This window comes from Micromonospora sp. NPDC000316 (genome assembly GCF_042898885.1).
In the GTDB taxonomy this organism is placed as follows: domain Bacteria; phylum Actinomycetota; class Actinomycetes; order Mycobacteriales; family Micromonosporaceae; genus Micromonospora.
On sequence record NZ_JBIAZG010000006.1, the window covers coordinates 314,771 to 326,952 of the forward strand.

Sequence of the window (12,182 nt, forward strand, 5' to 3'; positions counted from 1 at the left end):
GGCCGGCGTCCGCCCGACGCCGGCCGTGCCACACTCCGCCGGCCATCGAGCCGGCGGCCGGTGACGGGCAGGGTCACAGACCGCCCGGTCACCTTCGCGCTCCCGTACGGCGACGGGACGCGCACGGTCCATCCCCACCGCAGTCGCGCGGCCGGCCCTCACCAGGCCGGGGATGCCGCGCGCCCGCCGAACACCGGAGGAACGATGATCCGACCGACCGGACGACGATGGTTCGCCGTCGCCGCTGGGCTCTTCCTGACCATCCCCCTCATCTCCGCCGCTCCCGCCGCCGCGGCGCCGGCCAACCCAGCCCCGACCGGGGCGGCCGCCGCGGAGAACGGCCCCGCCGCACTCCGCTCCGACAAGCGCGCCCCGAAGAGCTACCAGGTGCTCGTCTTCACCAAGACCGCTGGTGAACGGCGCGCGTCCATAAACGACGGCGTCGACACGATCCAGAAGCTGGCCAAGACCAACAAATTCACGGTCACGGTTAGCAGGGACGCCGCCGTGTTCACCCCCGCCGAACTGGCGAAGTACCGGGCCGTGGTCTTCCTCAACACCAGCGGCGACGTGCTCGACGCCAGCCAGGAGGCTGCCTTCGAGGCGTACGTGAAGGCCGGCGGCGGCTACGTCGGCGTACACGCGGCGGCGGAGACCGAGCCGGACTGGGCCTTCTACCAGGAGTTGGTCGGCGCGAAGGTCGCCAGCGCCTCGCCGGTCAGCCATGGCGTGCTGAACGTGGCCGACCGCGCCCACCCGGCGTCCGAGACACTGCCGCGCACGCTCACCCTCACCGAGGAGTGGTACAACTTCGACCGCAATGTGCGCGGCACCGCGCACGTGCTGGCCACTGTGGACGAGAAGACCTACACCGGCGGCACCATGGGGTACGACCACCCGATCACCTGGTGCAAGGACTACCAGGGCGGGCGCTCCTTCTACACAGGCCTCGGGCACAGTGCCGAGACGTACCGCTCGGCGAAGTTCCGCGAGCACCTGCTCGGCGGCATCCGCTGGTCGGCAGGCGTGGTCGAGGGCGACTGCGGTGCCACGGTGCTCGGCAACTACGAGAAGGTCACCCTCAACGGCCAGCCGGGCGAGCCGATGTCGCTGTCCGTGCTCCCCGACGGCCGGGTGCTGCACAACACCCGCAGCGGCGAGGTGCGGCTCTACGACCCCGCCACCGGCGCCAGCCCGGTGATCACCACCATCGACGTGTACCAGCACGACGAGGACGGCCTCCAGTCCGTCGCGATCGACAGGGACTTCGCGAAGAACAAGTGGGTCTACATCTACTACGCACCGAAGCTGAACACCCCTGTCGACGACCCGGCCACCCCGGGCGTCAACGAGGGCGACGCGCCGGCCACCTCCACCGACCCGACCGTGTGGGACAAGTTCAGGGGCTACAACCAGCTCTCCCGGGTCAAGCTGGTGGAGACCCCCACCCCGCACCTGGACATGAGCACCGAGCAGCAGATCCTCCGGGTCGAAACTGACCGTGGCATCTGCTGCCACGTGGCCGGCGAGATCAAGTTCGACGCCAAGGGCCTGCTCTACCTGGTCACCGGGGACGACACAAACGCCGGCGGCTCCGACGGCTACACACCGATCAACGAGTCGCCGACCCAGGGCCCCGGCTACGACGCGCAGCGCTCGTCGGGCAACACCAACGACCTGCGCGGCAAGCTGCTGCGCATCAAGGTCAACGCGAACGGGTCGTACAGCGTCCCGAAGGGCAACCTCTTCGACGAGGCGAAGGACCTGGCCGGCAAGACCCGCCCGGAGATCTTCCTGATGGGGCTGCGCAACCCGTTCCGGTACGACGTGGGCGCCGACGGCACGGTGTACGTCGGTGACTACTCCCCGGACTCCCGCGTGCCAAGCGCTACCCGGGGCCCGGACGGCACCGGCCGCTGGTTCGCCACCAAGAAGGCCGGCAACTACGGCTGGCCGTACTGCTACTCGCCGAGCCTGCCGTACATCGACTACGACTTCGTCACCCGGACCTCCGGCGCGCCGTTCAACTGCGCCGCACCGGTAAACGACTCGCCGCGCAACACGGGCCTGCGGGTGCTGCCGAAGGTCGAGCAGCCGCAGTTCTGGTACACGTTCGACGCGCGTACCCCGTGCGCCGGGGCCTACCTGGAGAACCCGCCGGTCGCCTGCGACTTCACGTGGCCGGTGATCGGCACCGGCGGCGTCGGCCCGATGGGCGGCCCGATCTACTCGTACGACCCGAAGTCGTCCTCCGAGGTGAAGTTCCCCGAGTACTACCAGAACGCGGTGGTCTTCGGTGAGTTCACCCGCGACAAGATCTTCATGATGCGTACCGACGGCAAGGGCAACCTGACCGGCGTGGAGCAGTTCCTGCCGGGCTTCGTCTTCGACAACCCGATGGACATGGAGTTCGGCCCGGACGGCTCGCTCTACCTGCTGGAGTACGGCGACGGCTTCTTCCGGGCCAACCCGGACGCACAGCTGTCGGTGATCCGGTACGTCAAGGGCCAGCGGTCGCCGGTGGCGAAGCTCGACGCCACCCCGACCAACGGCACGACACCGCTGACCGTCCAGTTCTCCTCGGCCGGCAGCTACGACCCGGACCCGGGCGAGTCCATCTCGTACGCCTGGGACTTCACGAACGACGGCACTGTCGACTCGGCCGACCCCAACCCGTCGTTCACCTACACCGTCAACGGCACCTACAGCGCCAAGCTGACGGTGACCGACTCCAGCGGTAGGACCGCCGTACTCACCAAGGAGATCGTGGTCGGCAACACCGCGCCCACGGTGACCGTCACCTCCCCGGTCGGCGGCAGCTTCTTCAACTGGGGCGACAGCGTGCCGTTCACCATCACGGTGACCGACCCGGAGGACGGGCCGGTGGACTGCGCGCGTGTGACAGTGACGTTCGTCCTCGGCCACGACAGCCACGGGCACCCGGACAGCTCCACCACCGGCTGCACGGGCATGCTCGCCACCCCCGCCGACGGCGGCGACCACGCCGGCGGCTACCTGTACGGCGGAATCAGCGCCTCCTACACCGACCTCGGTGGCGGCGGTCAGGCCCCGCTCACCACGGTCGGCCAGACGATCATCCAGACGCCTCGTCAGCAGGCCGAGAACGCCCAGGTGAAGGAGGGCGTCACACTCGCCAACACCGGTGACACCGGCGGTGGGCAGCACGTCACCTCGATCGACCCGGGCGACCACATCGCCTTCGACCCGATCAACCTGGGTGGGGTGTCCAGCGTGACGCTGCGGCACTCCGGAGGGTCGGCCGCCACCGCCGGCACGCCCCGCGCGGCGGTGGAGCTGCGGCTCGACTCGCCCACCGGCCCGCTCGTCGCCACGGCGACGCTCAACGCGACCACCGGCAACGCGGACTTCACCAGCACTGCGGTGCCGGTGAACCAACCGGCCGGGGCGCACCGGCTCTACCTGGTCTACACCGCCGTACCCGGCGGGCCGACCAGCGGCCTGGGCAACCTCAACTGGGTCGAGTTCACCGTGGGCTGACGCCCCCGGTAAGACGGAGGCCGGCCCCGCAGCGTGGCGGGGCCGGCCTTCCGGCGTGTGTGGGACGGGTCAGCGGTCGAGGACCAGGCCGACCTTCTGGAACTCCTTGAGGTCGCGGTAACCGCACTTGGCCATCGCCCGGCGCAGGCCGCCGAACAGGTTGAGCTGACCGTCGGCCTCGTCGGCCGGGCCGAAGAGCAACTGCTCCATCGAGCCGATCGGGTCGCCGGAAACCTCGAACGCGCCCCGGGGCAGCGACGGGTGGCTCGCCGCCGAGTGCCACCAGGCACCACCGGCGGGGGCCTCCTCGCAGAGCGACAGCGGCTCGCCGAGCATCACCGCGTCCGCGCCGCAACCGAGCGCCTTGGCGATGTCGCCCGAGGTCTGGATGTCGCCGTCGGCGATCAGGTGCACGTACCGGCCACCGGTCTCGTCGAGGTAGTCCCGGCGGGCCGCCGCGGCGTCGGCGATCGCGCTGGCCATCGGCACCCGGATGCCCAGCACCGACTCGGTGGTCGACCACTCGTCGCCGCCGATGCCCACGATCACACCGGCCGCGCCGGTGCGCATCAGGTGCAGCGCCGTCTTGTAGTCGGTGCAGCCACCCACGATCACCGGCAGGTCGAGGTCGGCGATGAACTCCTTGAGGTTCAACGGCTCGTCGGTCGTCGACACGTGCTCGGCCGAGACGATGGTGCCCTGGATGACGAGGATGTCCACCCCGGCGTCCAGGATCACCGGCGCCAGCGCCAGGGTGTGCTGCGGAGACACCCGCACCGCCACCGTGCCGCCGCCGGCCCGCAGTTCACGAACCCGCTCGGCGATCAGGTCCGGGCGGATCGGCTCGGCGTACACCTCCTGGAGCCGCTTGGTGGCGCGGGCGTCCTCGTCGAGGCCGGCCAACTCCTCAAGCACCTTCGCCGGGTTCTCGTAGCGGGTCCACAGACCTTCGACGTTGAGCACGCCGAGGCCGCCGAGCTGGCCGAGCCGCACCGCCGACGACGGGCTCATCGTGGCGTCGGAGGGGTGCCCGACGCAGGGAATGCCGAACGGGTACGCGTCGAGCTGCCAGGCGGTGGAGACGTCGTCGACGTCCCGGGTCCGGCGGCTCGGCACGATGGCGATGTCGTCCAGGTGGTAGCCGCGCTGCGCGGTCTTGCCCAGCCCGATCTCGACCACGTCACGCATGGGGGACTCCAGGTGGTTGGGGGTGGTGGGTCAGCGAGTGTGGTAGTTGGGCGCCTCGACGGTCATCTGGATGTCGTGCGGGTGGCTCTCCTTGAGCCCGGCCGCAGTGATCCGGATGAGCTGGCCCCTGTGGTGCAGGTCGGGGATGTTCTCCGCACCGGCGTACCCCATCGCCAGCCGCAGCCCGCCGACCAGCTGGTGGGCCACCCGGGAGAGCGGCCCCCGGTACGGCACCTGGCCCTCGACGCCCTCGGGGACCAGCTTGTCGTCGCTGAGCACGTCCTGCTGGAAGTAGCGGTCCTTCGAGTACGACTTGGCCTGGCCACGGGACTGCATCGCGCCGAGCGAGCCCATCCCGCGGTACGCCTTGAACTGCTTGCCGTTGACGAAGATCAGCTCGCCGGGGCTCTCCTCGCAGCCGGCCAGCAGGCTGCCGAGCATCACCGTGTCGGCGCCGGCGACGAGCGCCTTGGCGATGTCGCCCGAGTATTGGATGCCGCCGTCACCGATCACCGGAACACCGGCCGGGCGGGCGGCCCGAGCGGCCTCCATGATCGCGGTGATCTGCGGCACGCCGACCCCGGCGACGATCCGGGTGGTGCAGATCGCGCCCGGACCGACACCTACCTTGACCCCGTCGGCGCCCGCGTCGACAAGTGCCTTCGCGCCGGCGTACGTGGCCACGTTGCCGCCCACGATCTCGACGGTCACGTCCTTCTTGAGCCGGCGGACCATGTCCAGCACGGCCCGCTGGTGGCCGTGCGCGGTGTCCACGATCAGCACGTCCACGCCCGCGTCGACGAGCGTCCGGGCCCGCTTGTAGGAATCCTCGCCGACGCCGATCGCGGCGGCCACCCGGAGCCGGCCCGCGCCGTCCTTGGTGGCCTCCGGGTACTGCTCGCTCTTGGTGAAGTCCTTGACGGTGATCAGCCCGCGCAGCCGACCCGAGTCGTCCACGATCGGCAGCTTCTCGACCTTGTGCCGGCGCAGCAGCTCCAGCGCGTCGTCCTTGCTCACCCCGACCTGGGCGGTGATCAGCGGGGTCCGGGTCATGATCTCGTGGACCGGGGTGTCCGGCTCGGAGACGAAGCGCATGTCGCGGTTGGTGACGATGCCGACCAGCTGGCCGTCGCGGTCGACCACCGGCACGCCGGAGATCCGGTACCGGCCGCACAGCTCGTCGACCTCACGCAGGGTGTCGTCGGGGCTGGCCGTCACCGGGTTGGTGATCATGCCGGACTCCGAGCGCTTGACCAGGTCGACCTGGAGCGCCTGGTCGTCCACCGACAGGTTGCGGTGCAGCACGCCGATGCCGCCCTGGCGGGCCATCGCGATCGCCATCCGCGCCTCGGTGACGGTGTCCATGGCGCTGGACAGCAGCGGAATGGTCAGCTCGATGTTGCGGGTGAGCTTCGTACGGGTGTTGACCCGGCTGGGCACCACGTCCGACTCGCCCGGCTGCAACAGCACGTCGTCGAAGGTGAGCCCGAGCGGAACGACACGCGCCGAGCCGGCCGGCAACTCGGGCAGGTGGCCGCCCAGGTCGGCGTGCTCCACGCCGGCCGGAAGATCGGTGCTGGGCGAATTTTCCACGATTGCTCCCCTGAGCTGCTCGGATGGGCTTCAGCGAGGTGGCGCGGACGGGCACACAGACACGCCACGGAGCCGGCACGTCGTCCCATCGTACCCAGTGAGCTGGGCGACCTCCGGCGGTGGCGGTAGTCCGGCGCGGTGCGGGGGGCGGGCGTTCGCCCGGCGTTGGGTCTACGGTGAGGGGGTGCACGACGAGCCCATCGACCCGTTCAACGGCGACCCGGCCGACCCGACCGCGGGGCTGGACGATCCGGGCGACGACTCGACGCCGGATCCGCTTACCGACGTCGAGCGACAGGATGTGCTCGAAGACCTCGCTGACCTGGAGATCTACCAGGCTCTGCTGGCCCCGATCGGGGTGCGCGGGCTGGTAATCGAATGCGAGGACTGCCGCGAGCCGCACTACTTCGACTGGGACCTGCTGCGGGGCAACCTGCGGCACCTGCTCAACTCGGGGCGCCCTCGTGTCCACGAGCCGGCGTACGACCCCGACCCGGACCACTATGTGACCTGGGACTACGCGCGTGGGTACGCCGACGGGGTGCACGACACCCTGACCGAGGGCACCGAGGACGAGCCGGACGCCTCCGCCACGACGGACTGAGCCCGCTGCTCAAGATCCCGCTGTAAAGAGTGGCCTCCCCGGTCCGGGGAGGCCACTCTTACCTGGTTCGAGCACGATCAAGGCGTGCGGTGCGCCCCTCGTCAGGCGACCAGGCCGGCGCGGAAGCCGGCCGCCACCGCGTGAGCCCGGTCGCGGGCACCGAGCTTGCGGAACAGCCGCCGGGCGTGCGTCTTGACGGTGTCCTCCGACACGAACAGCTCCCGGCCGATCTCCGCGTTGCTCTTGCCCTCGGCCATGCCGAGCAGGACCTGCAACTCCCGCTCGGTGAGCCCGATCGACGCCCGGGTGGGACGGGTGTTCGGGGCGGGCCGGGACGGGTCGTCCTGGCTCGTCGTCGACTCGTCGGCGGCCGGTTCGGGCTCGTCCTCACCCCGCTGCACCGGCACCGACGGCACGCCCGCCGAAGCCTCCACGGCCCAGCTCGACTCGGCGGCCCCCCGCAGGGTCGGCGCCGAGCGGCCCGAGCCGCCGACCGCCGCGGTGTCCCGGGCCGGGTCGGTGACCCGCTGTCGGGACGTCCGGCCGGGCGCGGTAAGCAGCAGCAGGGCCTTGGCCACCGCGCTGGTCAGGTCATGGTCGACGTTCTGGATCAGGCCTCGGGCACCGGCGCTGATGGTGGCCGCCGCGGCCTCGGACTCCTCGGTGCCGAGCAGCAGCACGGCGGCCTGCGGCGCGCGGGCCAACACCCGGCGGACGAAGCCCGCGCTGTCCGGCCGGGTGAGGGCCGTGTCAGCAAGCACCACGTCGGCCGGCCGCTCGGCCAGCCGAAGCATCACCTCGGGATCGGAGACGGCGGTACGGACGATCGCGGACAACCCCAGCCGCGCGGCAGCGGATGTCAGGTGCTGGGCCGCGAGTGGTGTCCGAACGCACACAAGAACAGTACGCACTGTGGTGGTCTCCTCTCCGCACACGAGCAGACCATGACGACGTCGGCTGAGGAGGGGGTTCCGGGCAATCATTTGAACTTTTCCGACAACTAGGGCAAAAGCCGTAAGTTGCCGAGCGTTTTGGATCACACGTGTGTGAGTCGGCGACGGCCTGGGTACCGATGGTCCAGGCACGGGAACGGTGCGCCTGCGCGGCCCGCCGCCCGGAAGCCAGCCACAAGGATCTCGCGGTGCCGCGCGGGAGGAGGGGTGCTGATGTCGAACGTACGTAGACTGCCCGGACCCATCGTCGACCTTTGGGACTGGCAGCGGCTCGGTGCCTGCCGAGGCCGGGACAGCGCCCAGTTCTTCCACCCCGACGGCGAGCGGGGTTCCTCCCGGCTGCGTCGGGAGTCGTCCGCGAAGGCCGTCTGCCGCGCCTGCCCGGTCCGCGCCGAATGCGCCGCGCACGCGCTGTCGGTCCGCGAGCCGTACGGCGTGTGGGGTGGCTTCAGCGAGTCGGAGCGGCTGCGGCTGCTCGCCGTCGGCTGGGAGGACCTGGCGGACCGCCGGCACGCCCGGGTCGACGTCGCCCGCCTGGAGGCCCGACTCGGCCGCCCGCACAAGTCGACAGTCCCGGCCCAGCGCAACGTCGCCTGACCCCGACACTCCCCCAGACATACTGCGAACCGCGCCCCCCAACAGGGCGCGGTTCGCGCGTGCCCCCAGCCGCAGGCGGCCCGTGCGCACGCCAACCGCCGGCGCGCTTCGCGCCTCTACGGCTCGTCGCGCGCAGATCTTGGACAGTTTCCGTTCGCGCGGAACGGAAACTGTCCAAGATCTGCGGGATTCCGCGTCGGTGGGACGTGGGGTGGGTGCTCAGCGGACGTTTACGGTGACCGTGTGCCAGCCGGTGGCGCCGTCCGGGACGACGCCCTGCGTACGCTCGGTCTGGGTCTCACCCGTCGCGTCGGTCGCGCGGACCTGGAGCCGGTGCTCGCCCGGCGTGGCGTCCCAGCGCCACGACCACTGCACCCAGGTGTCCACCGACACCGTCGGTGCCAGTTCCGCCTCCTGCCAGGGCCCGTCGTCGACGCGTACCTCGACGCGACGGATGCCCCGATGCTGCGCCCACGCCACCCCGGCCACGGTGACCGGGCCAGTGGTCAGCCGGTTGCGCCGCCGAGGCGCGTCGATCCGCGACTGGGTCTTGATCGGGCCCTCGCGGGACCAGCCGCGCGGCACCCAGTACGCGTCGAAGTCCGTGAACCGGGTCAGCTCAAGCTCGGTCACCCACTTGCAGGCCGACACATAGCCGTAGAGGCCGGGCACCACCATCCGGGCCGGGAAGCCGTGCTCGACCGGCAGCGGCTCACCGTTCATGCCGATCGCCAGCAGCGCGTCCCGCCCGTCGCGCAGGGCCGCCGTGGGGGTGCCGCAGGTCCAGCCGTCGACCGACCGGCCGACGACCTGGTCGGCGTTGTCGGCCGGCTCGACCTCGTCCAGCAGTTCCCGCAGGGGTACGCCGAGCCAGCGGGCGTTGCCGATCAGGTCCCCGCCCACCTCGTTGGAGACGCAGGCAAGCGTCACGTACCTCTCGACAAGCGGCCGGGCCAGCAGGTCGGCGAGGCTGTAGGTGCGCTCGTTGCGGACCCGCCCGTGGATCCGCAGCCGCCAGGTGTCCGGGTCCACCTGCGGCACGACGAGCGCGGTGTCGATCCGGTAGAACCCGAAGTTCGGGGTGACGTACGAGGCGAGCTGGGCTACCGGGAGATCCGCGCCCGCTGGCACCGCCGCCGCGGGCGCGACCGGGGCGGGCAGCCGGATCGCGTCCCGGGCGGCCGACACCCCGCGCCGCCCGGCCAGCCAACGACCGCCCAGACCGGCCACCGCGGCCGTACCGAGCAGCACCCCGGTGCCGGTGAGGAACCGCCGACGCGACTCCGGATCGACCCCCTCAGCTCGATCCGGCCCGACCGGGGCCGCCGGGACCGACGGCCCACCCGGGGCCGCCGGGGCCGCCGGGCCAACCGGAGACGGCGAAGCCGCCGGCCCGGCCGAAGACGGCGGAACCGCGGGCCCAACCGGCGACTGCGGGGCGGCTGGCGGCCCTGGGTGGGCGGCGGTCGGCGCGGGTGGGGTGGGTGGTGACCAGGGCCAGGGGTCCAGCTCCAGCGGGCCGGCGATGAACAGCCACAGCACCAGGGCGCCCAGCCCGCCGCCGACAAGCGACGGCAGGGCGTCGGCGAGGTCCGCGCCGGGACGGGTCACCGCGGCGGCCACCCCGATGGCACCCAACGCCGCGATGCCGACCAGGCCGAACACCAGACGGCGGATCGCAAGCACTCCGATAAGCGCGGCGAACCCGCCCAGCAGCACTGCCGTGCCGACCAGCAGGGCGATCTTGTCGGCGGTGCCGAAGACGTCGATGGCGAAATGCTTCAGCGGCTCGGGGGCAGCGTCGACGACAGCCCCGCCGACCGCGACAAGCGGTGCCGATCGGGGGCCGGTCAGCACGGCCACCGGTTCGGCGATGCCGATCGTGGCGGCGGCGGCGGTGACTCCGGCCAGCGCGGCGTACCGACGCGACGTGGTGCTCATCGGCCCAGTGTGCGCGGTCCTCTCGCCGACCCGCCAACGGCGTCGACGCTCACTGATCACCGTCGACGCTCAGTGATCACCGTGGAGACGAACCGGGGCACACCGCCATCGGCGGTGCGCCCCGGAAACGGTGGAGCTGCGGGTCAGAAGCCCGGCCCGTGCTGGTGGCCGTGGCCGTGGCCGTGCCCGCCGCCCGCGGCGGCCGGCTCGGCCTGCTCCGGCTTCTCCACCACGAGGCTCTCCGTGGTGAGCAGCAGGCCAGCGATCGAGGCGGCGTTGGTGACCGCGTTGCGGGTCACCTTCACCGGGTCGATGATGCCGGACTTGACCAGGTCGCCGTACTCGCCGGTGGCGGCGTCGAGGCCGTGGCCCCACTGCATGTCGGCGACCTTCTGGGTCACGACGTAGCCGTCGTGACCGGCGTTCTGCGCGATCCAGCGCAGCGGCTCGACGAGCGACTTGCGCACGACCGAGACGCCGACCTTCTCCTCACCGGTGAAGCCCAGGTCGTCGTCGAGCACCGAAAGGATCTGCACCAGGGCGGCGCCGCCGCCGGGCACGGTGCCCTCCTCGACCGCAGCCTTGGTCGCCGCGATGGCGTCCTCGATGCGGTGCTTGCGCTCCTTCATCTCGACCTCGGTCGCCGCACCCACCTTGATCACGGCGATGCCACCGGAGAGCTTCGCCAGCCGCTCGGCCAGCTTCTCCCGGTCCCAGTCGGAGTCGGAGGCCTCGATCTCCTTGCGGATCTGGGAGACCCGGTCCTCGACGTCGGCCTTCTGGCCGCCACCGTCGACGATCGTGGTGTTCTCCTTGTCGACCACGACGCGCCGGGCGGTGCCCAGCACCTCCAGGCCAACCTGGTCGATCTTGTAGCCAAGCTCCGGGGCGACAAGCTCGGCGCCCGTGGAGATGGCGATGTCCTGGAGCATCGCCTTGCGGCGGTCGCCGAAGCCCGGGGCCTTTACCGCGCAGACCTTGAGCGTCTTGCGCAGCGAGTTGACCACGAGGGTGGAGAGCGCCTGGCCCTCCACGTCCTCGGCGATGATCAGCAGCGGCTTGCTGTTCTGGAGGACCTTCTCCAGCAGCGGCAGCAGCTCCTCGATCGCGGAGATCTTCTGCGTGGTGACCAGGATGTACGGGTCCTCGAGGACGGACTCCTGGCCCTCCAGGTCGGTGACGAAGTTGGGCGAGATGAAGCCCTTGTCGAACTGGAGACCCTCGGTCACCTCCAGCTCGGTGGTGAGCATCGAGCCCTCCTCGACGGTGATGACACCGTCGCGGCCGACCCGCTCCATCGCCTCGGCGATCAGCTCGCCGATCGTGGCGTCCTGCGCGGAGATCGTCGCCACGTTCGCGATCGACTTCTTGTCGGCGACCTCGACGGCCCGACCGAGCAGCGCCTCGGAGATCTTGGCGGCCGCCGCGTCGATGCCCCGCTTGAGGCCGGCCGGGTTGGTCCCGGCGGTGACGTTGCGCAGGCCCTCACGGACCATCGCCTGCGCCAGCACGGTCGCGGTGGTGGTCCCGTCGCCGGCGACGTCGTTGGTCTTGGTCGCCACCTCCTTGACCAGCTGCGCGCCGAGGTTCTCGTAGGGGTTGGTGAGCTCGATCTCCTTGGCGATGGTCACACCATCGTTGGTGATCGTCGGCGCACCGAACTTCTTGTCCAGGACGACGTTGCGCCCGCGCGGGCCGAGGGTGACCTTGACCGCGTCAGCAAGGGCGTTGACACCGTGCTCCAGCAGGTGCCGGGCGTCGTCCGAGAAGCTGAGGATCTTCGCCAT

General features: G+C 71.0%; 8 protein-coding genes. 3 read left to right on the forward strand and 5 right to left on the reverse strand.

Annotated elements, in window-relative coordinates; all coding sequences use genetic code 11:
* Window positions 1-204: 204 nt before the first annotated feature.
* The gene (locus tag ACFY2Q_RS16290; RefSeq protein ID WP_387130862.1) at window positions 205-3,519 is read left to right on the forward strand and encodes a ThuA domain-containing protein; all 3,315 of its coding nucleotides are present in this window, start codon (window positions 205-207) and stop codon (window positions 3,517-3,519) included.
* Window positions 3,520-3,588: 69 nt separating this feature from the next.
* Here ACFY2Q_RS16290 and ACFY2Q_RS16295 read toward each other — a convergent pair whose 3' ends face one another.
* Window positions 3,589-4,707 carry a GuaB3 family IMP dehydrogenase-related protein gene (locus ACFY2Q_RS16295; RefSeq protein ID WP_387130864.1) on the reverse strand — a complete coding sequence of 373 codons (1,119 nt, stop codon included), beginning with the start codon at window positions 4,705-4,707 and terminating at the stop codon, window positions 3,589-3,591.
* A 30-nt stretch (window positions 4,708-4,737) separates the two neighbouring features.
* Window positions 4,738-6,300, reverse strand: a complete 1,563-nt coding sequence (gene guaB / locus ACFY2Q_RS16300) for an IMP dehydrogenase (protein ID WP_387130865.1) — start codon at window positions 6,298-6,300, stop codon at window positions 4,738-4,740.
* A gap of 184 nt (window positions 6,301-6,484) precedes the next feature.
* Between guaB and ACFY2Q_RS16305 the strand changes: the two genes are divergently transcribed.
* Window positions 6,485-6,904 carry a DUF5319 domain-containing protein gene (locus ACFY2Q_RS16305; RefSeq protein WP_387130866.1) on the forward strand — a complete coding sequence of 140 codons (420 nt, stop codon included), beginning with the start codon at window positions 6,485-6,487 and terminating at the stop codon, window positions 6,902-6,904.
* Between the two features lie 101 nt (window positions 6,905-7,005).
* On the opposite strand, the gene ACFY2Q_RS16310 is transcribed toward ACFY2Q_RS16305, so the two are convergent.
* Window positions 7,006-7,815, reverse strand: a complete 810-nt coding sequence (locus ACFY2Q_RS16310; protein ID WP_387130868.1) for a response regulator transcription factor — start codon at window positions 7,813-7,815, stop codon at window positions 7,006-7,008.
* A gap of 255 nt (window positions 7,816-8,070) precedes the next feature.
* On the opposite strand from ACFY2Q_RS16310, the gene ACFY2Q_RS16315 reads away from it, so the two are divergent.
* Complete coding sequence (locus ACFY2Q_RS16315; protein WP_139583648.1) at window positions 8,071-8,454, forward strand: WhiB family transcriptional regulator; 384 nt, start codon at window positions 8,071-8,073, stop codon at window positions 8,452-8,454.
* A 219-nt stretch (window positions 8,455-8,673) separates the two neighbouring features.
* Here the strand turns inward: ACFY2Q_RS16315 and ACFY2Q_RS16320 are convergent, their stop codons facing one another.
* Together ACFY2Q_RS16320 and groL are read right to left on the reverse strand one after the other, a co-directional pair.
* Window positions 8,674-10,395 (reverse strand): molybdopterin-dependent oxidoreductase, encoded by a 1,722-nt coding sequence (locus ACFY2Q_RS16320; RefSeq protein WP_387130870.1) that lies wholly within the window; start codon window positions 10,393-10,395, stop codon window positions 8,674-8,676.
* Between the two features lie 143 nt (window positions 10,396-10,538).
* Window positions 10,539-12,182, reverse strand: a complete 1,644-nt coding sequence (gene groL, locus ACFY2Q_RS16325; RefSeq protein ID WP_387130871.1) for a chaperonin GroEL — start codon at window positions 12,180-12,182, stop codon at window positions 10,539-10,541.

Excerpts from the sequence above, each read along its gene's own strand:
- ACFY2Q_RS16290 (WP_387130862.1), top strand. The coding sequence starts at position 205 with ATGATCCGACCGACCGGACGACGATGGTTCGCCGTCGCCGCTGGGCTC.
- ACFY2Q_RS16295 (WP_387130864.1), bottom strand. The coding sequence starts at position 4,707 with ATGCGTGACGTGGTCGAGATCGGGCTGGGCAAGACCGCGCAGCGCGGC.
- ACFY2Q_RS16315 (WP_139583648.1), top strand. The coding sequence starts at position 8,071 with ATGTCGAACGTACGTAGACTGCCCGGACCCATCGTCGACCTTTGGGAC.
- ACFY2Q_RS16320 (WP_387130870.1), bottom strand. The coding sequence starts at position 10,395 with ATGAGCACCACGTCGCGTCGGTACGCCGCGCTGGCCGGAGTCACCGCC.
- groL (WP_387130871.1), bottom strand. The coding sequence starts at position 12,182 with ATGGCGAAGATCCTCAGCTTCTCGGACGACGCCCGGCACCTGCTGGAG.